The 25,939-nt window shown below is 29.8% G+C and carries 24 protein-coding genes and 1 other RNA gene; 17 read left to right on the forward strand and 8 right to left on the reverse strand.

Features of this window, described 5'->3' with window-relative positions:
• Positions 1 to 86: 86 nt before the first annotated feature.
• The gene (locus tag F1564_RS00875; protein ID WP_018451278.1) at positions 87 to 1,631 is read right to left on the reverse strand and encodes a hypothetical protein; all 1,545 of its coding nucleotides are present in this window, start codon (positions 1,629 to 1,631) and stop codon (positions 87 to 89) included.
• Between the two features lie 27 nt (positions 1,632 to 1,658).
• Positions 1,659 to 2,543, reverse strand: a complete 885-nt coding sequence (locus tag F1564_RS00880) for a peptidyl-prolyl cis-trans isomerase (RefSeq protein ID WP_018451279.1) — start codon at positions 2,541 to 2,543, stop codon at positions 1,659 to 1,661.
• Between the two features lie 392 nt (positions 2,544 to 2,935).
• On the opposite strand from F1564_RS00880, the gene glmS reads away from it, so the two are divergent.
• The 6 genes from glmS to F1564_RS00910 all read left to right on the forward strand — a co-directional run bounded on the left by glmS (position 2,936) and on the right by F1564_RS00910 (position 9,763).
• Positions 2,936 to 4,765, forward strand: a complete 1,830-nt coding sequence (gene glmS / locus F1564_RS00885) for a glutamine--fructose-6-phosphate transaminase (isomerizing) (RefSeq protein ID WP_018451280.1) — start codon at positions 2,936 to 2,938, stop codon at positions 4,763 to 4,765.
• A 49-nt stretch (positions 4,766 to 4,814) separates the two neighbouring features.
• The gene (locus F1564_RS00890) at positions 4,815 to 5,126 is read left to right on the forward strand and encodes a hypothetical protein (protein ID WP_018451281.1); all 312 of its coding nucleotides are present in this window, start codon (positions 4,815 to 4,817) and stop codon (positions 5,124 to 5,126) included.
• Between the two features lie 765 nt (positions 5,127 to 5,891).
• Positions 5,892 to 6,656 carry a site-2 protease family protein gene (locus tag F1564_RS00895; RefSeq protein WP_018451282.1) on the forward strand — a complete coding sequence of 255 codons (765 nt, stop codon included), beginning with the start codon at positions 5,892 to 5,894 and terminating at the stop codon, positions 6,654 to 6,656.
• A 385-nt stretch (positions 6,657 to 7,041) separates the two neighbouring features.
• Positions 7,042 to 7,923, forward strand: coding sequence for a hypothetical protein (locus tag F1564_RS00900; protein ID WP_018451283.1), 882 nt, complete (start codon positions 7,042 to 7,044; stop codon positions 7,921 to 7,923).
• Positions 7,924 to 8,011: 88 nt separating this feature from the next.
• The gene (locus F1564_RS00905; protein ID WP_018451284.1) at positions 8,012 to 9,172 is read left to right on the forward strand and encodes a hypothetical protein; all 1,161 of its coding nucleotides are present in this window, start codon (positions 8,012 to 8,014) and stop codon (positions 9,170 to 9,172) included.
• 225 nt (positions 9,173 to 9,397) lie between these two features.
• Positions 9,398 to 9,763, forward strand: a complete 366-nt coding sequence (locus tag F1564_RS00910; RefSeq protein WP_018451285.1) for a lysozyme inhibitor LprI family protein — start codon at positions 9,398 to 9,400, stop codon at positions 9,761 to 9,763.
• Positions 9,764 to 9,891: 128 nt separating this feature from the next.
• On the opposite strand, the gene F1564_RS00915 is transcribed toward F1564_RS00910, so the two are convergent.
• From F1564_RS00915 to F1564_RS00930, 4 genes are all read right to left on the reverse strand, one after another.
• The gene (locus F1564_RS00915; protein WP_018451286.1) at positions 9,892 to 10,269 is read right to left on the reverse strand and encodes a DUF1304 domain-containing protein; all 378 of its coding nucleotides are present in this window, start codon (positions 10,267 to 10,269) and stop codon (positions 9,892 to 9,894) included.
• Between the two features lie 48 nt (positions 10,270 to 10,317).
• Positions 10,318 to 11,091 carry a type I methionyl aminopeptidase gene (gene map, locus F1564_RS00920; RefSeq protein WP_018451287.1) on the reverse strand — a complete coding sequence of 258 codons (774 nt, stop codon included), beginning with the start codon at positions 11,089 to 11,091 and terminating at the stop codon, positions 10,318 to 10,320.
• A gap of 273 nt (positions 11,092 to 11,364) precedes the next feature.
• On the reverse strand, positions 11,365 to 11,994 hold the full coding sequence (locus F1564_RS00925; protein ID WP_018451288.1) for an adenylate kinase: 630 nt from the start codon (positions 11,992 to 11,994) through the stop codon (positions 11,365 to 11,367).
• A 275-nt stretch (positions 11,995 to 12,269) separates the two neighbouring features.
• On the reverse strand, positions 12,270 to 12,530 hold the full coding sequence (locus F1564_RS00930; RefSeq protein WP_018451289.1) for a hypothetical protein: 261 nt from the start codon (positions 12,528 to 12,530) through the stop codon (positions 12,270 to 12,272).
• A gap of 226 nt (positions 12,531 to 12,756) precedes the next feature.
• Here F1564_RS00930 and nadN point away from each other — a divergent pair, with 226 nt between their 5' ends.
• The 4 genes from nadN to tgt all read left to right on the forward strand — a co-directional run bounded on the left by nadN (position 12,757) and on the right by tgt (position 18,144).
• Positions 12,757 to 14,547, forward strand: coding sequence for an NAD nucleotidase (gene nadN, locus F1564_RS00935; RefSeq protein WP_026231290.1), 1,791 nt, complete (start codon positions 12,757 to 12,759; stop codon positions 14,545 to 14,547).
• Positions 14,548 to 14,651: 104 nt separating this feature from the next.
• Positions 14,652 to 15,074 carry a MazG nucleotide pyrophosphohydrolase domain-containing protein gene (locus F1564_RS00940; RefSeq protein ID WP_026231291.1) on the forward strand — a complete coding sequence of 141 codons (423 nt, stop codon included), beginning with the start codon at positions 14,652 to 14,654 and terminating at the stop codon, positions 15,072 to 15,074.
• Positions 15,075 to 15,079: 5 nt separating this feature from the next.
• Entirely contained in the window at positions 15,080 to 16,738 is a 1,659-nt protein-coding gene (locus F1564_RS00945; protein ID WP_018451292.1) for a bifunctional metallophosphatase/5'-nucleotidase, read from the forward strand.
• Positions 16,739 to 16,962: 224 nt separating this feature from the next.
• Positions 16,963 to 18,144, forward strand: coding sequence for a tRNA guanosine(34) transglycosylase Tgt (gene tgt / locus F1564_RS00950; RefSeq protein WP_018451293.1), 1,182 nt, complete (start codon positions 16,963 to 16,965; stop codon positions 18,142 to 18,144).
• A gap of 201 nt (positions 18,145 to 18,345) precedes the next feature.
• Here tgt and ssrS read toward each other — a convergent pair.
• Both ssrS and F1564_RS00960 read right to left on the reverse strand, forming a co-directional pair.
• Positions 18,346 to 18,548: non-coding RNA, 6S RNA (gene ssrS / locus F1564_RS00955), on the reverse strand.
• A gap of 98 nt (positions 18,549 to 18,646) precedes the next feature.
• Complete coding sequence (locus F1564_RS00960; protein ID WP_018451294.1) at positions 18,647 to 19,312, reverse strand: Crp/Fnr family transcriptional regulator; 666 nt, start codon at positions 19,310 to 19,312, stop codon at positions 18,647 to 18,649.
• A gap of 198 nt (positions 19,313 to 19,510) precedes the next feature.
• Between F1564_RS00960 and F1564_RS00965 the strand changes: the two genes are divergently transcribed.
• From F1564_RS00965 to F1564_RS00995, 7 genes are all read left to right on the forward strand, one after another.
• A complete protein-coding gene (locus tag F1564_RS00965) occupies positions 19,511 to 20,005 on the forward strand; it encodes a hypothetical protein (protein ID WP_018451295.1) in 495 nt (164 codons plus the stop codon).
• A gap of 170 nt (positions 20,006 to 20,175) precedes the next feature.
• On the forward strand, positions 20,176 to 20,751 hold the full coding sequence (gene yqeK, locus F1564_RS00970) for a bis(5'-nucleosyl)-tetraphosphatase (symmetrical) YqeK (RefSeq protein ID WP_018451296.1): 576 nt from the start codon (positions 20,176 to 20,178) through the stop codon (positions 20,749 to 20,751).
• Between the two features lie 22 nt (positions 20,752 to 20,773).
• Complete coding sequence (gene rnr, locus F1564_RS00975; protein ID WP_018451297.1) at positions 20,774 to 23,050, forward strand: ribonuclease R; 2,277 nt, start codon at positions 20,774 to 20,776, stop codon at positions 23,048 to 23,050.
• Positions 23,051 to 23,076: 26 nt separating this feature from the next.
• Positions 23,077 to 23,526, forward strand: a complete 450-nt coding sequence (gene smpB / locus F1564_RS00980; RefSeq protein ID WP_018451298.1) for an SsrA-binding protein SmpB — start codon at positions 23,077 to 23,079, stop codon at positions 23,524 to 23,526.
• Between the two features lie 136 nt (positions 23,527 to 23,662).
• Complete coding sequence (locus F1564_RS00985) at positions 23,663 to 23,980, forward strand: thioredoxin family protein (protein WP_018451299.1); 318 nt, start codon at positions 23,663 to 23,665, stop codon at positions 23,978 to 23,980.
• A gap of 261 nt (positions 23,981 to 24,241) precedes the next feature.
• Positions 24,242 to 25,267, forward strand: coding sequence for a UDP-glucose 4-epimerase GalE (gene galE / locus F1564_RS00990; RefSeq protein ID WP_018451300.1), 1,026 nt, complete (start codon positions 24,242 to 24,244; stop codon positions 25,265 to 25,267).
• Positions 25,268 to 25,311: 44 nt separating this feature from the next.
• On the forward strand, positions 25,312 to 25,914 hold the full coding sequence (locus F1564_RS00995; RefSeq protein ID WP_018451301.1) for a hypothetical protein: 603 nt from the start codon (positions 25,312 to 25,314) through the stop codon (positions 25,912 to 25,914).
• Positions 25,915 to 25,939: the final 25 nt, after the last annotated feature.

Here is a 25,939-nt window from a genome sequence, read left to right on the forward strand (position 1 = left end):
CTTTCTAAAATTCAAGTTTAGTTTTACTATACAAATAATACTTTAAAAAATAAGGCATATCATTATCGGTATGCCTATTATAAAATTTATCTGTTTCCAATATTAATTTTATTAGTATTTTGATTGCCATTTTGCTTTTCTGCATTATTACTGCTGTTATTGGTATTATTGTTACTGTCATTGTTAATATTGCTAGAACTTGCATTATTATTTAAAATATTGATTGCTGAACCATTATTTTGATTGTTATTTTGTGGAGCATTTTCATTAGTTACAGCAGCCTGTTCAACTGTTACAATAGTTCCAAGTGACAGTAAATCCTTTTGCAGTTTATCAAGCTTATCCTTTTGAGCATAAACGGTGTCAATTAATGTTTCAATATTTTTATTATCTTCCTCATATTTTGTCATAATTTGCTGATAATTATTATTTCTCAAGTTTTCAATTTTTTGAGTTAGCAATGTTTTTTCCTCATCAGTCAAGACAGTATGATTCAAGTTTTTAAAATTATTATTTTCCATAACAAGTTCTGAAGAAAGTTTTACAGTTTTTCCTTCAATTAGATCATTTTTGGAATATTCAATAAGTGAAACTATTTTATTAACTGCAAATAAAGTTTTAGAAGTAAAGTTATCTTTATTATATGTAATTTCATAACCATTATTCTGACCTTTTATCAAAGCCTTTGAATGATTTTGTAATAAAATTTCTCCACTTACTTGCGAAAGATTTCCATTTAACCCTTTAGCCACAATTTTTCCTTCGTTAATATCCATATCTGAAATTCTAATATTTAAATCTTTTATTTCCTTTACGAGAGCAGTAGCCTTTAAAGCTGTATTTAATGAAGTTTCTAAATCTTTCCCTTTATCTAGAAATATATAAAGATTCATATTTTGAATATTGCTGTTGGAGTTATTGTTAAAGTCGTTTAATGAAATTTCCTTTTCAAGTTTAGTCAAATTATCAGAAACATTTGCAAGTACAATATCTCTTTCCAGTTCAATTTCAGAAATATTTTTTTCAACATTTTCCTTTTCAGAATTTATAGATTTTACAAGTGGCTTGATTTCATTATTTAATTCCACAATTTTTTGAGCTTTGCTCTTCAAGTCTGTAGTTTCTGCATAATTTTTTTTCAAGGTATTAATTTTTTCAATGCTTTGTTTCCATTTGTTATTGATAAGATTATCAGTATTAGTTGTTAAAGTTGTTGTCTTATCTGTTGTTTCCTTAATAAAATCAGCAGTTGTTTTACTTGCCTTTTCTTGAGCGCTAAGGGAATTTATTTTTTCTGTAAAAGTATCAATTTGAGAATCTTTTTCTTTGTAAATGCCTTCTAGCTTCACATCTTCCAGCTTTAGGTTAGAAATTGTCAATTTTGGCACAAGTTTAAACAGTCCAGTTCGTATTATTCCAACTGTGGCATGTCCTTTTCCAAGATCTTTTCCATTAACTACAAAATTATCAAAAACCATCTGGCTATTTTTTACAGAATATTTTACATTTTCAAATTTAGAATGCTTGGATCTTGCCATAAATGAAACAATATTGCTCGAAAACATAATACCAAAAAGAAATATAATTAATACTATCAATATAGCACTTAACAAGTATTTTAAAATTTTCACAAAAACCCTCCTTTTTGATTAATTAAACTATTTAATATTTTTTATAGAATCATCCATATTTGAAAGTTTAAATTCATCAGACACAGATTTTAAATAATTTTGCTGTTCAACTTGTCTTTTTTGATTTTTTATTTGAGCTTTTATACCTTCCTTAACTTTTTCAAAAGGAACTAAACCTTTAGAATTTTTTCCTAAAACTTTTACGATATATAAAGCATTGTCAACTTTAACTACATTATTAACAATTTGTCCAACTGCTACATTTTTAATAGCCTCTCCTAAAGCTCCTAAACGGCTGTCTGGAATTTCAGGAGTTTCTCCAATTTCAGAAACTCCAGCGATGTTTGAATTATATTTACGTGCGTAAGTATTAAAATTGCTAGGGTTTGCAAGGACATCTTTTAATACTTGGTTTGCTGTTGCAGCATCTGTGGCTTTAAATGGAATAATCTGTAATTTTGCAGAATCTTCCTGAAGAGTGAAAGAAGCAGGATTTGCCTCATAGTATTTTTTAGCTTCTTCATCAGAAACATTGATTTTACCATTAACTTCATTAACTAAAGTTAAGCTTGCCAATAATTGCTCCTTTATAACATTTTGATTTTCAGTATATTTTTTATCTTTATCAAGTTTTTCTTCTTTACCTTTTATGGCAAGAGCTCTGTTTAAAGCGATATTTTTAACAATAGATTGTTTCATTTGCTTAATTTGATCAGGTGTAAGATCTTTTTGTGATATACCGTTGGAAAATAAGTTTTTTTCCAATTCAATATTAACTTCATTTTCATATACTTTTATTTTTTTATCTGCTGATTCAAATAATACTTTTCCACTTTGTCCATTTCCATTTCCACAAGATAATGCAAATATGCATAATGTTGCTAAAATACCCATTTTCAATTTATTATTCATCTTAAAATCCTCCAATTTAATTTTTTTGTTTAAATTTCTAATTATAGTTTTAGTATATCACAACATTACAAACATTTCAAACTAATTAAGTAAAAGTGAAATAATTTTTTTATTTATTTTAAAAAATTTGTATATATATTGAAAAAATATAAAAAATTTGCTATAATCATTTAAACTAGGAAATAAAGATATAAAAAAGCGCCAGTTCTTTAGAAATAATTTTAAATATATTATGGCTAAAGAAGACGAGGAAAAGGGTTATCGAAGTAATCGGCGGATGCTCTTTAGGTGGTTACAGCCTCAATAATATACAAAAATTTCAAGTAATTGGAATTACAAAAATATTATAGTAACATTTTCTAGTAATTTTATGTTATTAAAGGAGAAGAGCCATGTGTGGTATTGTAGGTTACATTGGAGCAAAAAATGCTCAGGAATTTGTTATTGACGGGTTGGAAAAATTAGAGTACAGAGGATATGATTCGGCTGGGATTGCTGTTAATACTGGAAGTGAAAAATTTGAGATTGTGAAAAAAGTGGGAAGATTGCAGAATTTGGCTGATGAGCTGAAGAAACATCCGCTTTCAGGGACAGTTGCGATAGGGCACACAAGATGGGCGACTCACGGTAAGCCATCTGATGAAAATTCACATCCTCATTTTAACAAGGATAAGACATTAGTTGTTGTTCACAATGGAATTATTGAAAATTATCTGGAATTAAAAAAAGATTTAATTGCAAAAGGGTATGAGTTTAAGTCAGAAACTGATACAGAAGTTGTAGCACACTTATTGGATGAATTTTATACAGGAGATATACTTGAAACAGTAAAAAAATTGCTGAAAGTTATAAAAGGTGCTTATGCACTTGGAATTATGTCTGTAAAAGAACCTGACAGAATTATTGCGGCTAGGAAAGAAAGTCCGTTAATAGTTGGAATTGGAAAGGGAGAAAACTTTATTGCATCTGATATCCCTGCTATTTTGAAATATACAAGAGATGTATATTTGATTGAAAATAATGAAATTGTGGAAATAAAAAAAGATTCTGTAAAAATTATGGATATAGATGGAAATGAGATAAAAAGAGATATAATTCATATTGAATGGGATTTGGAAGCTGCTTCTAAAGGTGGATATGAGTACTTTATGGAAAAAGAGATTTTTGAACAGCCAGAAGTCCTTGTGAAAACATTAAACAGCAGAGTTGATGAGAATTATAATATTAATTTTGATGATGCAGGGCTTACAAAGGAATATTTGAGCGGAATTAACGATATTTATATTGTGGCTTGTGGAACTGCTTATCATGCAGGACTTGCTGGAAAGCATATTATTGAGAAAAAAACGAGAATACGTGTAGATGTTGATATTGCTTCTGAATTTAGATATAGAAATCCTGTAATTGATGATAAGGCACTGGTTATAGTGTTAAGCCAGTCTGGAGAAACTTTGGATACGCTTGAAGCTATGAAGGAAGCTAAAAGACACGGTGCAAGAGTTGTTGCGATTACAAATGTGGTAGGATCTTCAGTGGCAAGAGAAGCAGACCATGTTATCTATACTTGGGCAGGACCTGAAATTGCCGTTGCCTCTACAAAGGCATACACTACTCAAATGGTAATTTTAAACTTGATGGCAATTGATTTTGCATATAAATTTGGAAAAATTACAAAAGATGAAGCAGCTGAGGATATTAAAAAATTGTATGAAGTGGAACAAAGTATTCAAAAAATGCTGGAATATGATGAAAAAATCAAAGATGTTGCAGATAAAATCAAGGATAGTGAAAGCATGTTCTATCTTGGGCGTGGACTTGATTATGTAATCGCTGTGGAAGGTGCCCTAAAATCTAAAGAAATCTCGTATATTCATTCAGAAGCCTTTGCTTCAGGGGAATTGAAACACGGAACTATAGCATTAATTACAGATGGAGTACCAGTTGTTGTAAATGCTACACAATCTGACTTATTTGAAAAATCAGTATCAAACATAAAGGAAGTTACATCAAGGGGTGCTTATGTCATTGCAGTTGCAAAAGAAGGAAATACAGTTGTGGAAGAAGTGGCAGATGAAGTATTCTATATTCCAAATGTGGCAGATGATTACGCAGGATTCCCTACAATCGTAATTCATCAGTTATTGGCATACTATTTATCAAAATTAAAGGGAAATGATGTTGATAAACCAAGAAACTTGGCAAAATCAGTAACTGTAGAATAAAAAAGATAGTTATCTAATAATTATAAATAAAAAAATGGAGGAAAAGATTATGAAATTTGACGATTTAAAAAAAGGTGCAGAAGATGCATTGAAAAAAACTGTAGATGGAGCAAAAGACTTGGCTGACAAAGCTGCTGACAAAACAAAGGAAATTGCAGGAAGCGAAGTTGCTCAAAATATTAAAAAAGGAACTGAAGAAGTTTTTGAAAAAACAGTAGAAGGAGCAAAAGATTTAGCTGAAAAAGCAGCAAATAACAAAATTGTTAAAGATGTGGAAAAAGGTGCTGAAAAAGCAGTAGATAAGACAGTAGAAGGAGCTAAGGGATTAGCAGATAAAGTTACTGGAATGTTTAAAAAATAGTGAAAACAAAAACTTAATACAAAAAGTTAGTTGGAGTATCATTTTTGGTACTCCATTTTTAAAAAAAATTTTGAAAAATCAAAAAAATGTGGTATAATAAGTTTGTGGTAAAAATTCCTACCACTACCAATAATAGAAAAATTAGAGAAAAATCTATTGAAAGCCAGTAAAAATGGAGGCTAGAAGTTACGGAAAATACCAAAAAAACAGCAAAAAATAACAAAAATTAATCAAAAAAATGCGATTTTAATGTCTGAAAAAATCTCTGTAACACCGATAAATAAAGAATTTTCTCAAAAGTACGGGTAGAGTATCCATTAAAATAAGGATTGAAACGAGTTATAAGTTTCCTGATCAACAATAAATTTCATAGGTTAAAGTAGAGCATCCATTAAAATAAGGATTGAAACGAATCGGTCATATTCCCGACATTATAATGTCTATTGTTGTGTTAAAGTAGAGTATCCACTAAAATAAGGATTGAAACCCACAATCGATCAATATTAAATTTTCTTCATCGTTAAAGTAGAGTATCCATCAAAACAAGGATTAAACTATTCGTTAAAAATAACAACTTTTACATAAGGTTGTTTTTTTTATTTGTAAAAAAAGATTTAAATACTTTAATCCATCAAATTTTTAAAATGTTTTGTTATTTTTGGGAAAATTTGATATAATTTATGCAATAGGAATTGGATCTTGGGTGATGAATTTGAGTAATGAATAAAAAATATTATGTAAAGTCAAATTTGGAAAGGAAATTTTGTGAAAAAATTAAAAGACTATTATGACAGATTCAAGAGTTTGAATCCGCAGTATTCGGGAATAAAATTGGGGATTATTGTTGCAGTTATTGTTTATTTTATTGCAAGAATTTTTTTTGTGGTGGAAATTTCAAGGGATATGATAATTTCACTTGTAGTTTTTGTAATATCAATGACTTTTCACGAGGTGGCACATGGATATGTGGCTTATAAATTTGGGGATAATACGGCAAAAATGAATGGGAGAATAACTCTGAATCCTTTAAGGCACATTGACTTGACAGGAATACTTTTGCCTATTTTAATACTTTTGAGTGGATTTAAGTTTTTGGTAGGCTGGGCAAAGCCTGTTCCAGTGAATTTTGATAATCTAAGACCACATCGGCTTGGGTTATTTTGTGTTGCGATAGCTGGAATAACTGTAAATTTTATTATTGCTGCAGTTTCACTTCTTTTATTAAAATATCTTGGGAAATACTTGGATATTGAAAATATTTTTATGACAGTTCTGCTTTATACATATCTAATAAATTTGTTGCTTGGTATGTTTAACTTAATACCAATAACACCTTTGGATGGTGGAAGGATAATTTATTCTTTTTCTGGTAAAAGAGTAAGAAAATTTTATGATAAAATTGAAAAATATGGAATTTTAATTATATTTGCCATAGTTTACTTTGGAAGTCGAATTCTAATGAATGGATTTATAGTAATTGTGGAGTTCCTTTTAAAATTAGCGGGAATTAATTTTAATTTGATGTTTTAAATTTCAAAAAAAATCAAGAAAAAATTTTTAAAAATCAAAAATGTGGGATATACTATAATGTATAAAAAATATAGGCGATTGTATAGTACAAATGATTTAAAGACGAACTCAAAAGTTATGACTATTTTACCCCAACCTTAGGTTTATGTAATTTTTAATAGTTCAATTTTAAATGGGTTTGAGTATAAAAGTAAAAGCGATGAAGACTGAATGACAACAGTATTTATAATTACAAGGGTCAAGACTCCTTGTCAGAAAGTGGAAAAAATAAGAAATTAAAGCATAAAAAATACTATGTTTATTGAAAGTTTTAAACTTTTACAAATAACTGTACAATGAATATTAAAGGAGATGTTTTTATCAAAATTTTAAGGATGTGGTAAAGATGAGAAAATTATTCTTGATTTTAGGAATATTTTTAATGATGAATTTTGAAATATATGGATTTACACAAAAGGAAAAGATTCAGGAAACATTGTCAAAACTTGGAGTTAAGCAAGAATTGATTGATGAAACGATTGCATTGGATTATGAAATACGTGATACGCAATATTTTGAGGAAGATGAGAAAATCATACGAGAACGGGTCGCAAAGCTGGAAAAATTGCTTCAGAAGGATAAGAGGAATTATATAGCCGCACAGGCATTGATTACTATTTTTGAATCAAAAATAAGCGGAGATTATAAAAAATATCTGGATTTATTTGAAAAATATACGCCTTATGAATATACAAAAACTTTTTCAAAAATGATGTACGCTCTAGATCAAGGAAATATGCCTGAATTTGAAAAAATTATGGATGAAATTCCTAAAAAATATAATGATCCTGCGATAGTAGCATTGTCAAAAATTTTTGTGGCAAAGAATCCTGATGAAAAGCAGATGCTGACAGAAAAAGTTCTAAAATTGCTAAAAGAAGAAAGTGAAAGAAGAAAAATAGGAGTTTCTGATGAAGAGTACCATCTTATGAAATTGACTTATTATTTAAATAAGATACGTAGATTATTTGATAATGGAGAAGTAAAACAGGCTGTTGCTGAATATCTGAATAATGTTGCAAATGATGATGTCAGTAACGAAATACGAAATTATAATCTTCGTGCGGAAGTAATACTTTATTTTAATGTTGTAATAATGAATGAGGAAATAAAGGAAGTCGTACTTAAAATAAACAATGGAGTAAAATTGGAAGATACCTGGATTGCTGACAAAATTCAAAAAGAAACTGAAAAGGATAAGGATTTCTTAGCAAAAATGGTAAATTAATACCGCTAAATAAGAGAACAGGAGTTCCATGCCAGTATAAATAAACAAAATATTTAAATAAAATTTATATAAAAACAGGAGGAAATTTATGAAAAAATTGTTTGTATTGTTGCCATTGCTGCTGTTTTTTGGTTTAAATTCAAAATCACTAGCATATACACGGGCAGAGCTTATACAGGATAGGCTTTCTAAAATTGGAATAAAACAGGATATTATTGATGAAACCATAAAACTTGAGTACGATATTAAAGATGAAAAAAATTTTTTTACAGAAGATGGGAAGGAAAACGATGACCTTTTAAAATTAAAGGAAATTTATGAAAAAGACGAGAGAAATGAAACATTGGGAGCAACTATTGCTGGTGCATATATGATTGGAGAACAAAAGGATTTTAAAAAAGCAAGACAATATATGGATAAAATTTCAAAATATTCGTCAAAATTTGATAGATTGTCAAATGAATGGAGCTATTATAAACTAAAGGGCGATGAAAAACTTTCCAAAAAGTATTACGATCTTTTGAAAAGAAGTTATAAAGGAACTCCAGCTATGGATTTGATTGAAATATTAAATGATAATTTAGAGATGATTTCATTTCTTAATACATTGAGAGATTATCTAACTGAAGAAGATAACAATAGTAATAGTGAAGCAAATGATCTTCCAGATGGTTTTTTATACGACGAAAAAAATGGAATTATTCAAAATAAAGATGATAATGATTCAGATGAAGCGGAAAATACTGAAAAAGATAATCAGACTTATTCTGAAAGCATAAAAGAAATTCTTGATGATGGAAAAGATACCATAAAAAGTCAAAAAGAGGAAGTCAGTAAATATAAGCGAATAGTGGATTATTTTAAAATTGATAAAAACCAAAAGGAATTTGGTATTCCAAATGACTATGTAAGAGGATTTGAGTTAAAAATCGCAGAAATAGAGATAGCTAAAAATATGATGAATTATGGAGTGGGAAGTGCAGTAAAATATTATTTAGATAACGTTTCAACAAAGGATGTAAGTTATGAAGATGTATACTTTAACGAGCAGTCAGAACTAGAACTTTATCTAGCTGTTGCCCAAATGCTTGCAATCGCTGATGAAAGTGTAGTAAACAAATATAGAAAGGATTTTGAAAATACAAGAGTAATTAAACTGTTGGATGAAGTTCTAAAAAATGAAAGAAAAAAAGAAAAGGATAAAATTGAAAATCCTGATAAAAATGGTAAAAGTCACATAAAAAGTTAATTTTTAAAATTAGATTTGCTGAATAACATATATTGTTGTTAAGCAATCCATTTATATTTTATTATATTTTAATTTTCTAATCAAAAAAAAAAGAAGAAAAAGAAAAAGAAAAAGACTGTTATTGGTTAATTGTGATATAGTTAAATAAGAATAAAAAATTTTTAGAAAGGAAGTTGAAATATTATGAAAAAATAGATTTTAATTTTAACATTAATTGGAAGTTCAATGATTTTTGCAGGTTATAGAACTGATATGATTAGTAAAATGGAAGCAAAAGAAAAAAGAATTACATCTAATTATTATGGACAGGGTCCAACTGGAGAGGCACAAATGATGGATGAGGTTCAAAATGCTTGGGATAATGAATTAAACAAAGTCTATAAATTATTAATGTCAAAACTTTCATCTACACAAAAAACTAAACTTCGTAATGAAGAAAGAGAATGGTTAAAACGAAGAGAAAGAAAAGTTAATAGTGAAACTGAAGGTGGAACCGGAATGGGTTTTAGACTAGTATATTATTCTATAATGACTGAATGGACAAGAGATAGAGCAATAGAACTAGCTCGAAGATATGATAATCTTAAATAATTTAATATTAAATTTTTTAAAAGTATGTAAAATTTTGAATTTACTAAGTAAGGGGTTATTGACCCCTTATTATTTATAAAAAAAAACACCTAAAATTTTTCTTCAGTTTAGGTGCATCTTATATAAATTTATGAAATTATTAATGGCAATAATAATAAAATAAAAGCTATTAATGCAGGAACTCCCTGTAATAAGAATATTTTTTTTGAAACTGTTACAGAACCATAGATTGCTGCACAGATAATACAAATCAGGAAGAAAATTGCAATTTGAAATTGAAATTCTCCGCTTTCGGTTAAACTCCACATTAATCCTGAGGCAAGAAAACCGTTGTATAGCCCTTGATTTGCCAGCATTTTTTTTACACGTTCATCTTTTAGAAAGTCTAGTTCCAATCCAAAGTTTTTTTGGATGGATTTGCTTTCATTTAGGTACATTTCAAGAATTAATATGTAATAATGTTCCATTGCCACGAATAGTATTAATATGAATGCCAGTATGCTCAATTTGATTCTCTCCCTTCATTATATTTTTTATTTTTACATTTTTTTTCATTAATCTCTTACACTTAAAATTACAGGCTTTCCACCAATAATGGCAAAACTGTGTTCATATTGGGCTGAACGTTTTCCATCTTTTGTAACGGCAGTCCACATATCAGGCAATATTTTTACTTTATAAGTTCCGACGTTTACCATTGGCTCAACTGTAATTACCATTCCATCTTCAATTTTAGCTCCAGTTCCAGCTTTTCCATAATTTGGGATAATTGGATCTTCGTGCATTTCCTTTCCAACTCCGTGTCCTGCAAAATCCCTTACAAGTGAGAATCCAAAACTTTCCACATATTCTTGAATAGCATGTCCAATGTCGCCAATTCTATTTCCAGCATGTGCAGCTTCAATTCCAATAGCTCTTGCCTTTTCAGTAACTTCCATCAACTTTTTAGAAGTTTCATCAATTTCTCCAACAGCATAAGTAATTGCAGAATCTCCAAAATATCCATCAAGTACTGTTACTGTGTCAATTGTTAGAATATCCCCTTCTTTTAAAATTTGCTTTTTGCTAGGGATACCGTGTACTACAACTTCATTTACAGAAATACAAGTTGCAGCTGGATATGGAGGATATGGGCTTCCTATGTCATACCCTTTTGTTCCTGGTATTGCTCCTTGGCTTCTAATATAATCTTCTGCTATTTGATCAAGTTCATAAGTGCTTATTCCAGCTTTTACATATTTTGGCAATACATCTTCAAAAAGTCTTGCAATTATTTCATTAGCTTTTTTTATTTTTTTAATTTCATCTAATGTTTTGTAAATTATCATTTTTTTCTTCTTTCTAAATTTCTTTTTTTAATTTAAATATTGATAACAATTTATACTATTTCCCATTTTAAACAGTAAACTAATTATAAATTTCTTTACAAGAGGTCAAGCTCTCTTGTTAGCAAATAATATAAAATATAACTTCTATTTTTAAATGGGATTTAGTATCAAAATCAATTCTATTAGATATGCTCAACAACATATATTTTATTTGAACAAGGAATCAAGCTGCCTTGCTTTATAATATTTGTAGTTTTTGAACAAGGCTATATTTTATTTTTCCAAAATATCAATTATATCTTTTGTAATTTCTTCTAGTTTTTTGGCACTATCTACGCTGTAAACTTTGTTTTGATTTTTGTAAAAATCCAATACTGGCGCTGTTTGTTCGTTATAAACTGCCAATCTTTTTTTAACTGTTTCTTCGTTATCATCTGCTCTTTGTTCCAAGTCTTCTGGATTTTCGTCAACTGGCGGATTATATTTTATGTGGTAGATTTTACCAGTTTTTTTAGAAACTCTTCTTCCTGTAATTCTTTCAATAATTTCTTCATCACTTACTTCAAGTGCAATTACTTTTTCAATTTCTCTATTTGATTTTGCTAAAATTTTGTCAAGTTCTTTGGCCTGAGCCACAGTTCTTGGAAATCCATCCAAAATGAACCCTTTTTTACAGTCATCTTCTTTAAGTCTTGCTTCTACAAGTCCATTTACGATGTCGTCTGAAACCAATTTTCCTTCATCCATCAATTTTTTTGCTTCCAGTCCAAGTGGAGTTTTATTAGCAATTGCTGCTCTTAAAATATCTCCAGTTGAAATTTGAGGAATTTCATATTTTTTAATTAATTCTTTTGCTTGAGTCCCTTTCCCTGCTCCAGGTGCTCCAAATAATACTATATTCATATTATTATTATTCGATATTTAAAATATCGCTCCTTTCTAAATTATTTATCTATACTTAATTTTAACATTTTAATAGTTATTTTTCAATTTTCTTTTTCAATTTTTTTAAAAAATAATGAATTTAATTTGGAAATAAAAAATAACCGTTGTCTTTTACAACAACGATTATTTAAAGTTATTATTTTTTCTTATAGTAAGAATCCCGTTGTAAAAATAAATAAATCAATAAATAAAATTTTTGTTATATAATTATTTTATACTTAATGTTTACTAAATTATCTTCTTCTAGCAGCTCTTGCTCTAGCGGCAGCTCTTTGTCTACGTGTAGGTTCTTTTTTTACATATACGACTTTTGAATTTTTCTTTTTAGGAACTTTCACGAAAATGTATCTTCTTCTAACTATTACTTTACGTGATGGCTCTTTTTTTACATATACGACTTTGTTGTTTCTTTTAGGTGCTGCAAAAGATGTAAGTGAGATTCCAATAACTCCAAAAATTAGAATCATTTTTTTAATAAGACTTCTTATATTCATTTTATCATCTTCCCTTCTTTAAAAATTATTTTTTAACAACATAAATTGTTATGCAATATTATAACACGTATCTATTAAAAAATATTGTAAAATTTATTTGAAATTTATGTTTAAAAAAATTATTTTTTTTAGTGATTTTTTTTGAAAATCAAGTTATAATTAAACTAGGAAATATAAAAACTTGGAAAATGAAAATAATTTTATATATGATGTAGGAGGAAAAATTATGAAAAAGTTACTTTTGTTAGGTTTAGTATTGTCATTACTGCCAGTGGTAAATTTAGAAGCAAAAACTAATAAAAAAGCAGCTGGAAAAAATTCTCGAAGTGTATTTGAATTGAATGTTGCTCATATCAACGATCATCATTCACATCTGGAAGAGGAGAAAATGCCTCTCAAACTGGATGGGAAGACAGTTACGGTACACATTGGAGGATTACCTAGAGTGGGACAGGAAATTAAAAATTTCAGGAAAAATAATAAAAATACTCTTGTGGTTCATGCAGGTGATGCAGTAACAGGAACTCTTTATTATACGCTATTTGAAGGAAAAGCAGATGCCGAACTTATGAATGCGATTAATTTTGATGCCTATACTCTGGGAAATCATGAATTTGATGATGGGAATAAAGTTTTAGGAGCATTTCTAGACGTTTTGAAAATACCAGTAGTTTCATCTAATGTAGTGCCTGACAAGGGAAGCATACTGGAAGGGAAATGGAAGCCTTATATTATAAAAAATATTGGTGGACAAAATGTGGGAATTATTGGGATAGATGTTGTGAAAAAAACGAAGGAGTCTTCTAGTCCAGGAGAAGATATTAAATTTTTAGATGAAGTTGAAACAGCTAGAAAATATGCAAAAGAACTTCAAGATAAGGGAATAAATAAAATAGTGCTGTTATCTCACGCAGGATATGAAAAAAATGTGGAAATTGGGCAAAAAGTTGATGGAATTGACTTGATTATATCAGGAGATACGCATTACTTGCTAGGAAAGGAATTTGAGCAGTTCGGATTAGTTCCTGAAGCTGACAGTTATCCTAAAAAAGTAAATTCACCTAATGGAAATCCTGTCTACATTGCAGAAGCGTGGAATTATTCATATTTGCTTGGTGAAATGAAGGCAAAATTTGACAAGAATGGAGTAATTACAGAACTAACCCCTGCACCAAAACTGCTAATTGGAGATGACTTTTTTGAAGTGAAGGATGCTGATGGTAAAGCTGTTCAACTTGACGAAAAGGAAAAAGGCAAGATTTTAAATTCAATAAAAAATAATAAAAATATAGTTGCCATAAAAAATGATCCAGCTTTGTCAAAACTTCTAGAAAGATACCAAAAGGAAAAAACAGAACTTGGAAAACGTAAAATTGGTAAAATTACCGAAGAAATTCCAGGGGGTTCAGATAACAGAGTGCCAAGCGAACATAATAAAGACGGTTCATTCGCAACAACTCTTGTGGCAGAATCTGTTTTGTATAAATTGAGAAATACAGGAACTGGAAATGTTGATTTTGTAATTGGAAATGCAGGAAATGTAAGAATTACGCTAAATCCCGGAGATTTTTCATACGATTTGGCATATTCATTATTGCCGTTTACTTCAAACACAGTATTTATAACAGATGTTACAGGTGCAGAAGTAAAACAAATTTTGGAAGATGCAATTGACTATGTGTTAAATGGAGGATCAACAGGAGCTTTCCCTTATGGTGCAGGAATTAGATACGAAGCAACAAAGGAAGGGACTCTTGGAACAAGAGTAAAAAAAATAGAAGTATTTGACTTTAAAGCAAATAAATGGATACCAATTGACGCTAAAAAAACTTATATGTTGGCTGTAAATTCATATATTGCCAAAGGAAAAGACGGATATACAACATTAGGGAAAATTACTGCTCAAAAAAGAGGAAATGATACTCATTTAAGCGATACAAAGATGTTTATTGATTATTTGAAGGAGAAAAAGGAAATTGGAAAGCCAAAATCTACAAATGTGATTTTTAAATATTAGGATTAATTCAGGAAGTTGTAAAGATAAAAAACTTAGGTTATCGAACATATCTATTTTAAAAAATTAAAATAATCTAAATCTTTTTGAAAAAGGCAGGTAATTTTATGATGAAAAATAATATTGAAGATATGACGCTTAAGGAAGTCCAGTATCTGATTAAAAGAATAGAAAAAGGGACTTTAGATGAAAGTAGAGATAAGGAAGAATCGCAGCCCAAAAAAGAAAATGGACAAAGATTAGTTTTAAAATTAATCGAAGAGTTTGGGGAACTGGCTGAAAATATTAGAAAAAATACGAGGTTTGATGGACAAAATATAAAGGGGACGATTGAGGAGGAAGCATTTGATGTATTTTATTATATTATTGCGATTGCGAATTATTATGAAATTGATTTGGAAAAGATCTTTTATATAAAAGATGAATTGAATAAAGTAAAATACGAAAGAGAATTTTCAATTTATGAAGCTCGGGAAAAGTGGAAAAATATTATAGAAAATAAAAAAAATAAAAAAGAAGAGGGAAAATAGAAATTATGTCAATGAAAAATATTGATACTTGTTTAGAAAATAAAAGAGAAGTGAATATAAAAATACTTGGAACAAGCGATGTGCATGGAAGAGTATTTGCTTGGAACTATGGGGCAGATGAGGAGGACAGGTCGGGTTCTTATGCACAAATTTCAACATTGGTAAAAAAAGTAAAAAAAGAGAATAAAAATATAATTTTAGTGGAAGTTGGAGATGCGATACAGGATAACTGGATAGAAAAATTTGCGATGGTTCCAAAGCATCCTGTTCCCCAGATTTTAAATTATATGGGCTATGACATCTTTGTACCTGGAAATCACGAATTTAATTTTGGAATGCCAACTTTGTCAAATATTTTAAGAGATATGAAACTTAATAAATTGACAGCTAATTTATATTACAATGAAAATGCTGAAAATGATACTAACTTTTCAAAAAATAAAAGAAGGTATTTAGATGCCTCTGTAATTATTGAAAGAGATGGCATAAAAATAGGAGTTATTGGATTATCAACTCCGATGTCTGCGCAGTTTGAAGAAGATACAGGCTACTTAAAGGATTTTTACTTTGTATCTCCTATAAATGAAACTAGAAGGCAAATAGAAAAATTAAAATCTGAAGGGGCAAATGCGATTGTCGTAGTTGCTCATATGGGAATTGAAAATGAAAATAACATTCCAGAAACTGGAGTGAAAGATTTGGCAAATGCTGTACCTGAAATTGACGTAATTATTGCAGGACACATGCATCAAAATGTTCCAAAGAAAATAATTAACGGTGTTTTAATTACAGAGCCTCATAGATACGGCACTTTTGTTTCAGAAGTCGATTTAAAATTTGAAATTGAAAATGCAAAAATCAGTTTAATAAGCAAAGATTCGACAACTGTTCCTGTAAAAGATGAAGAGCCTGATCCAGAAATAGAAAAAATTTACAAGCCTTTTCACAACAGGCTTTGCAGAATTGCAAATGAAAAAGTAGGCGAAACATTGAATGACATGGTGCCAAAGAAAAAATATCATGGTATATCGGCAGCTTTTGCCAAAGACACTGGACTGTCTTCGTTTATAACGGATGTAGAACTTTATTACAGTGGGGCAGACGTGGTTTCATTTGCATATAATTATGAAAATGTTAGGCTTAATAAGGGGGAAATTAGGAGAAAGGACATAGTTTACAATTACAGATATGCAGGTGGAGATGTTACAATTTATAAAATGACAGGGAAGCAATTGAAAGATTATATGGAATGGGCTGCTGACTATTTTGACACGATACATTCTGGAGATACAGAGTATAGGTATAACAGTGAACGTGCAGGAAGAAAATATGTGACTTTTGATATTTTTGGGGGAGTGAAATATAAAATTGACTTGAGGAATGAGAAAGGTAATAAAATTACTAATTTAATGCTTGTAAATGGAAAAGAGATAACTTCTGAAATGGAACTGAAGGTTGGAATGAATGCTTACAGATTTGAGCAGTTAGCGAGAAAAGGCGGAATTTTTGATGGGCAGAAAATCCCTGTATTATGGGCATCTAAGGAAGCAATTGGCGAAATTGATGGAACTATTCAAAATATGATGATTGATTATATAAAAAATGTGAAAAATGGCATAATAGAAGGGAAAAGTCATAATAATTGGGAAATTATAGGATTATAATAAATTTTTTTAAAAGTTATATATAAAAAATAATAGGCAATTGTAAAAGTAAAAGCGATAAATATTGAACAACAGCGGTATCTGTAATCGCAAGGGGTCAAGACCCCTTGTCAGGAAGCGGAGAAAAACAAGAAAAATCAATCATAAAAATACTGTGTTTATTGCGTTTTTAGACTTTTACAAATGACTATAATAAAAAATAAATTTAGGAGAGAAAACAAATAATGAGTATCGAAAAGGAAAATCAGGATTTTAATAATCCAATAAAATATAAATTGGAAAAAAGTGATGGAAATGCACGTGCGGGAGTTATAACAACTCCACATGGAGAAATAAAAACGCCAGTATTTATGCCAGTTGGAACACAAGCAACTGTGAAAGCTATGACTAAGGAGGAACTGGAAGAAATTAATTCTCAAATTATTCTTGGGAATACATATCATTTGTATTTACGTCCAGGAGATGAATTAGTAAATGATTTTGGCGGACTTCATGGATTTATGAAATGGGATAGACCGATATTAACTGATAGTGGTGGATTTCAAGTATTTAGTCTGGGAGATTTGAGAAAAATAAAGGAAGAAGGTGTTTATTTCCGCTCGCATCTGGATGGGTCAAAGCACTTTTTATCGCCTGAAAAATCTATTTCAATTCAAAATAATTTGGGAAGCGACATTATGATGGTGCTGGATGAATGCCCGCCAGGATTGTCAACACGTGAATATTTGATTCCATCTATTGAAAGAACCTCAAGATGGGCAAAACGTTGTATTGAAGCAAATAGAAATAAAGACAGACAGGGTCTTTTTGCAATTGTCCAAGGTGGAATTTATGAAGATTTGCGGGATAAAAGCCTTGAGGAATTGCATGAGGCTGATTATGGATTTGCGGGATATGCTTTAGGAGGGCTTGCAGTTGGAGAGCCACGTGAGGATATGTATAGGATTTTAAAATATATTACGCCCAAATTGCCTGAGAATAAACCACGATATTTGATGGGAGTTGGAGAGCCAGCGGATATGCTTGAGGCTGTGGAACATGGAATTGACATGATGGATTGTGTTCAGCCTACAAGAATTGGTAGACATGGAACTGTTTTTACAAAATATGGACGTCTTGTTATAAAAAATGCAATTTATTCACGAGATGACAGACCACTAGATGAGGATTGCGACTGTTATGCCTGCAAAAATTATACAAGGGCCTATATTAGACATTTATTCAAGGCTGGAGAAATTTTAGGGCAAAGACTTGCAACATATCATAACTTGCATTTTTTGTTAAAACTTATGGATAATGCACGTGAGGCAATTATTGATGGAAGATTTAAGGAATATAAGGAAGAAGTGCTGAGAAATTATGCTATGGGGAAAGAAAGTGATTGGATAAAGCCAAAGTCGATATAAGATAAAAAAACTGCAGGGATAATAACCTTGCAATTTTTTATATAATAAAACTGATTTACTATTTACTTTCTGACAAGGGGTCTTGACCCCTTGCTAAACAGAATTATAAAAACTCCTTTGTTTTAATGGAGAATAGTATAAAATCGAACTCGAAAACTATGACCATTTTTTTCAAATCCTAAGTTTATATGATTTCAAATAAAAAAATCCGATCTACCGTTCTAACTTAATTTTTGGTTGCCTGCAAAATGTTACAGGTGGTAGTCATATTTATAAACTGTACAGAATCCGTACAAAACTTAAAGTAGTCGTGATTTTCCTGAGACAATTTATAAAGGGATAACCCCATTAAAAAAAAGTAAAGCCCAAAAATTCGCTGTTAGTGGCGTATAGACCAGAAATATGATAATATTTGAATTTTTTACATTAATCTAAGTAAAAACATTTATTATATTTTACTACAATATTATAACCGTTATATAAAAAAATGTCAAATATTCTTTTAAAAAAATTTTGAAAAATTTACAAGGTATACGTTATTTTCAATTTTTTTTAAAACTTTCTTTTTGCATAAGTTTGAAATTTCCCTTGATAAGGCAGGTCTTGTTACTTCAAATTTTTTGGCTAGAGCTGAAATACTGGGGAAAAATTTTATTTTATCATCCTGAGCATTTTCTTTTATATAGCTAAGAACCTTTTCTTCAATTGTCTTATGTGTAAAATTAAACCAGATGCGTTTTGATAAATATTGACTTTTATTTGAAATTTCACTTATAAAGTTAAGTAAAAGCCTTTTATCTGATTGGATCAGATCCAGATATTTTTCCTTATCCAGAAAAAGAAATTCAGAATTTTCCAAAGTTATCAAATCAACAGGAAAAACATTATCTTTTCCAAATAAAAATGCAGAAGCCAGCACTTCCCCAGCCTTCATTTGATTTATAACAATTGTATCTCCGTTAAATTTCTGCATTTCTCCATGTGCTGTACCTTTTACAATAATAATAATTTTTTTTAAAATATCTCCACGAAAAAATGCAATTTCATTTTTTTTATATTTTTTTATTTTAAAGTCAACTTTTGTTAGGCATTTTAAGATTTCATTGGGATTTAATCCTTTAAATAGCGAAACTTTTGTTAAAAAAAGTGATAGATCTTCTATTTTCATTTTTTACCTTCTATTATTTTAAGTTTTTTTAGTTTGCATATAAAATATTTTGTATATATTATCATTTTTGATTTATGATTTCAAGGAAAATTTTAAAGAAAAATATTTGGGTGTAAGCCAACTAAAAGACTATTCAAGTCAATAACTTAAGATTGCTGGTTATAATAATTATTAAAAGAAAAAAGGAGAAAATAATAAATGGAAAAAAGTAAAAAGATAGTTATGGCAGTTTTGCTTGTAATGAGTATAGGTTGCATTGGAAATGCGAAAGCAGAAGATAAAATCGGAAAATTTAAAAATGTAAAAAGACCAGCTGTTACATCAAAAAATTCAAAGAGCAGTTCAAAAGAATTAAATAGTAAAGAATATGCAAAAGTTTTGGATAATTTTATGAAAAAGGCCGAGAAATATCTTGAAACAGGGGATAAGATACGGCTTGTGGATGATTATATAAATGATATTGAAAATGTGAAGGTTTCTAAAAAGGCACTGGAAGATAATTATGATGCTGATAAAGAGGCTTTTGGAATGGTTGAAGTGGCAATATTTATGAAAAGTTCATATTCAAGTGGAGAAAAGGCTAAAAAATTGACAGATGCCGATTATGAGAGAATACAGAAAAAATTTACTAATACAAGTAAATTTAAACAGTTGGAAGGATATGTGGAAATACAGCCATTACAAATTCAATAATTTTAAGAACTCAGGCAAACTTAGTTAAAAAAAATAAGTTGTCTGGGTTTTATTTTTGTGGTAACATATAAATGAAATATAAATTATAGTGTATTTAAATTAAAAAATTAAATAATTTTTGGATTTAAGTATAATTTTGAAAATATTATTTATGCAAAGGGGAAATTAAAATGAATATGGAAGTAATTAAATTAAATGTAAAAAAATTTTTGGATGAAAAAAGATACGAACACGTGAAAAGAGTGACAAAATGTGCTGTGGAGATGGCAAAAATTTATGGAGTTCCTGTGGAAAAAGTGGAGGCTTCAGCTTGGCTTCACGATGTGGCAAAATTTTTTGATTTGTCTGTTATGATTGACTTGACAAAGGGAAAATATCCTGAAGTAGCAGATAAAATGTCCCAATCAACAGCTGTGCTGCACGGCTTTGCAGGGGCTGAATTTGTACGGCAAAATTATGAATTGTTTGGAATTGATGATGAGGAAATTTTGGATGGGATTAAATATCATACAATTGGATGCGAAAATATGAATACACTTGCAAAAATTGTTTATCTTGCTGATGCGATAGAGGAAAAGAGAAGCTGGGAAGGTGTGGAAAAGGCTAGAGAATTGGCAAAAACAGATTTAGATGAGGCAATAAAATTTGAAATTGAGGAAAAATTAAAGTATTTACTTGCGAAGGATTCTATCATTCATCCAAATGTTATAAAATTTAGAAATTCGATAATAGCTAATAAAATTTAGAATAAAAAAATAGAGGTAAAATATGGGAAATAAAAAAAAGAAAGAAAGACATAGAAATATTGAAAATAATGATAAAGATTTTCACAAGGAAAAAAGATTTGGTAAAAAAAATTATAATGCTAAAAAGGAAAATCAGAAAACTCCCAAAATGGAACTTAAAGAAGAACGGGAATTGAAATATTTAAAGCAAGTTCTGTCAGAATATGAATTTACTTTTCAGGAAATATTGCAGCTTTTAGAATGGAGCCAGAAAAGACGGAAAATGTATAAGCAGCTTTTAAATGCTTGGGAAGAAAGTGGAGAAATTTATTTGAAAAGAAATGGGAAATATACTTTGCCCGAAAAAGAAGGCTTTGTAAAGGGGGAAATTTCCATTTCCAGCGGGAATTTTGGATTTCTTGATATTAATGGGCAGGCTAGTGTCTTTATTCCTGGAGCTTATTTAAATACAGCTATGAATGGAGATACTGTTTTAGTTCGTATTTTAAAGGAAAGTTCAGACAATAAAAAGCGGGAAGGTGAAGTTTATAAAGTTATAAAAAGAAATCGGGATGTCATTGTCGGAGTTTTTGAACATAACTTGAGTTTTGGATTTGTACGTCCAAGAAATTCTCCAAAGGATATCTATATTCCAAAAAAATTAATAAAAGGTGCTAAAACTGGAGATTTAGTGGCTGTAAAAGTGGATTTCTGGGGAGATGAGGAAAGAAAGCCTGAAGGCGGAATTGTGAGTATTCTAGGAAGTCCTAAAGATACAGAAGCACTTATTTCATCGTTGCTTTTAAATGAGGGAATTGAGGAGAAATTTCCAAATGAAGTTTTGCAGGAATTGGATAAAATAGATGAGAATTTTTCAGATGAACTTGAAAATCGTAAGGATTTACGGCATCTTGACATTATCACAATTGATGGCTCTGATGCAAAGGATTTGGATGATGCAGTTTATGTGCAAAAAACGGAAGACGGATATAAACTTTTTGTAAGCATTGCCGATGTTTCTTACTACGTGCGGGAAAATACCGAACTTGATATAGAAGCATTAAAACGTGGAAATTCAATTTATCTTGTAGACAGGGTAATTCCTATGCTTCCACGAAAATTGTCAAACAATCTTTGTTCACTTAATCCAAATGAAGATAAGCTGACTTTTACTGTGGAAATGGATTTAGATAAAAGGGGTAAAGTTATAAAAAATGATTTTTATAAATCAGTTATAAAATCAAAATACAGAATGACTTACGAAAATGTAAATACAATTCTGGAAAAAAATGAAGAATCAGAAGAATACAGAAATCTTTATGACAAATATAGAAAAATTGATGATATGTTAAAAAACATGCTGGAACTTTCTAAAATTATTAGAAGCAATAAAAAAAGACGTGGGAGCATTGATTTTGAATTGCCTGAGATAAAGGTAGTCTTGGATGAAAACAAGGCCGTGAAGGACATCGTATTGCGTTCTAGAGGGGAAGCAGAAAGAATCATTGAAGACTTTATGGTTATTGCAAACGAAACTGTGGTGGAAAAACTTTTCTGGGAGGAAATTCCTGCGATTTACAGGGTTCACGAAGATCCTGACAAGGCGAAAGTTCAGGCATTAAATGAAACCTTGATAAAATTTGGATATTCTCTGAAGGGATTGGAGGAAATTCATCCTGGAAAATTCCAGAATATTATTGAAAGAACGACAGGACTGCCTGAAGGCTACTTAATCCATAAATTAATTTTACGGGCAATGCAGCGTGCGAGATATGCCAACAAAAATCTAGGACATTTTGGACTGGCTTCTAAATATTATTTGCACTTTACGTCACCAATCCGTCGATATTCTGATTTAATTGTTCACAGAATGCTTGGACGTTCGATTGAAAAATTTATGAGTGAAAAGGAAAAGGCTAAATATGGAGCTAATTTTGAAGCAATTGCGTCAAGTATTTCAAGAACTGAGAGAGTGGCGGACAAACTGGAAGAAGATAGCGTAAAAATCAAGTTAATTGAGTATATGCAGGATAAAATTGGACAGGTTTATGTTGCCAGACTTAGCGGAATGAATAAAAATAAAATATTTATGGAGCTGGAAAATCACATAGAAGTGGTTTACAATGTTACAACAGCACGTGATAACTTCATTTACGATGAGGAAAACTTTAAAATTGTAGATAAAAGAAATAATGAATCCTATACTATGGGAAGTACAATGAAAGTGAGCATTGTAAGTGCAAGTTATGCTAAGATGGAAATTGAGGTCATACCTTATGTGGAAGAAAAAGTAAAAATTGACGAAACTGAAGAAGAATAAAAAGCAAAATAGCAAAAGGAGGGAAAATGCCAGTATTAGCTAGAAATAAAAAGGCTTTTCACGATTACTTCATAGAAGACAAGCTGGAAGCAGGGATTGAGCTTGTGGGAACGGAAGTGAAGTCGGCAAAGGCTGGAAAAGTCAGCATAAAAGAAAGTTTTATAAGAATTATACGAGATGAAATTTTTGTGATGAATATGCATATTACGCCTTATGAATTTGGGAATATTAACAATGTGGCAGAATCTCGTGTGAGAAAATTGCTTTTGAATAGACGTGAAATAAAAAAGTGGGGTGAAAAAATTAAAGAGCAGGGCTATACCATTGTTCCAATTTCAGTTTACACGAAGCAAAGGCTTGTAAAAATGGAAATAGGACTTGCAAAAGGGAAGAAAATGCATGATAAAAGGGAATCGCTGAAAAGAAAAGATATTGAAAGAGATATGAAAAAATTACAGAAAAATTTTAGAAGATAAAAATTGCATAAATTGATTAAAATTTAGTATAATAAACATATTCAGAAGTTATACGAATTTAAAATTTAACAAAAGAATGTGTTTGATATAAAAAAATGTCAAATAAAAAATATAAATTTAATAAAGGAGTGAAATTATGAGTAAAATCATAAATTATGCTGGAGAAGATTTTGATAATGAAATAATTTTGCAAAATGGGCTTACACTTGTTGATTTTTTTGCCATCTGGTGCGGACCTTGCCAAATGTTGGAAAAAGTTCTAGCGGAAGTGGCTAATGCTTCAGAATGTAAAATTGTCAAAGTTGATGTTGATGATTATCCAGAATTTGGAGCGAAGTTTAAAATAAGAGGACTGCCTTTGCTTTTACTTTTTAAAGATGGACAAATTGTGGAAACTTTGAATGGTTTTCAGACTTTTGATGAAATTATGGAAAAAATTAATTTACATAGTTAATTTTAAACTCGTTTTTATTTTGACAAGGGAAATTCTTTGTGACTAATTAAGATATTATTTTTATTTTTTTATAAAAATTTATACTATTTTCCATTTAAACAGCAGAATAGTTATAAATTTCTTTGCAAGGGGTCTTGACCCCTTGTTAGAAAATAATATAAAATATAATTTCTATTTTTTAAACAGAGTTTAGTATTAATGTAGTATTTTAAATTTTTTTGTATATGGAAATAAAAATTTTTAGAAGGAAGGGATATTTTTATGAAAACTATTTTAGTTCCAGGGGGAGCAGGATATATCGGTTGTCACACAGTTTTAGACTTGATAAAAAAAGGTTTTAATCCTATTATTGTAGATGACTTTAGTAATTCTAGTAAAAAAGTTATTACAATTTTAGAAGAACTTTCTGGAGAAAAAATAAATTTTTATGAGTTAGATATAAAAAATAAAGAAGGTTTACGAAAGATTTTTAGAGAAAATAAAATCGATGCTGTTATTAATTTTGCAGGATTTAAAGCAGTGGGAGAATCTGTAGAAAAACCGCTTATGTATTATGATAACAATTTATTTGGAATGGTTACTTTACTTGAAGTAATGAAAGAATTCAATGTAAAAAATATCGTATTTAGTTCGTCAGCCACTGTTTACGGTGTTTCTGAAAAAGTTCCTTTTGTGGAAACTGATCCGATGGGAGAAGTTACAAATCCTTATGGGCGTACAAAAGTAATAATCGAACATATTTTAATGGATTTGGCAAAATCTGACAATACTTGGAATATTATTGCTCTTAGATATTTCAATCCATTAGGTGCTCATGAAAGCGGAAGAATTGGAGAAGATCCAAACGGAATTCCAAACAACCTTTCACCTTACATAACTCAAGTTGCGGTTGGAAAATTGGAAAAATTACATATTTTTGGAAATGATTACGACACTCCAGATGGAACTTGCATAAGAGATTTCATTCATGTAAATGATTTGGCGGCAGGACATTCAGCAGCATTAAATTATTTATTTAATAATGAAAATCTTGGTTTTGATGCGATAAATTTAGGAAGTGAAAAAGGTTACAGTGTTCTTGAAATTTTAAGTAATTTTGAAAAAGCTGTTGGAAAAGAAATTCCTTATGTAATTGACGGAAGAAGAGCTGGAGATATTGCAGTTTGTTACGCAGATGCCTCAAAAGCTAAAAAATTATTGAATTGGGAAGCGAAATATACAATTGAAGATATGTGCCGTGATTCTTGGAATTGGCAAAAGAAAAATCCAAATGGATTTAAGGATTAATAATCATTGTAAAATATAAATAAAATTTTTTAGGAGGATATTTTATGAAAAAATTATTTTTAGCGTTCATGTTATTAACGCCAGTTGCAATGGCATATGGAGAAAGAGATGAAATTATTATAAGCCCTATTTATGGTAAGCAAAAAAATAATAATGATAAAAATGCTCTTGTTAAAGGTGTTACAGGAAGCGGTATTAAAATTTCCCTTGAAGAAAAAAGTGGAATCGATGATGATGTTGTAATAGGGATTGGAATGGGATTGACATATAATTCTTTGAAAGTTAAAGGAAAAGATATAAACAGCAATTCAGGAAGTTTAGTTTCAATTCCAGTTTATTTTATGATAGGAACAGGAACAGATAATGGAATCTATTCCAAATTTTCGTTTGGTGCATCACTTGCAGGCGGAAGTGTAAAATGGACTGATAAAAATGGTGGAAACGGAAGAATAAAAGCTATGCCGTTAAATGGATATGCTGCTTTGGGAATTGGAGTTCAAAAAAATAGATTTTCATTTGGATTAAATGTTGCTACAACACCAAGATTGAAAAGAGAATACTACAGTCCTGCTAAAAAATATAAAAGCAAGTTTACAGATGGAACGGTCTCATTAGAATTTGGTTATCAACCGAATTATAAAGATTAAAAATTTTAATTTGAAAGGATAAAAA

The sequence above is a fragment of the Leptotrichia shahii genome, assembly GCF_008327825.1.
Lineage (GTDB): Bacteria > Fusobacteriota > Fusobacteriia > Fusobacteriales > Leptotrichiaceae > Leptotrichia > Leptotrichia shahii.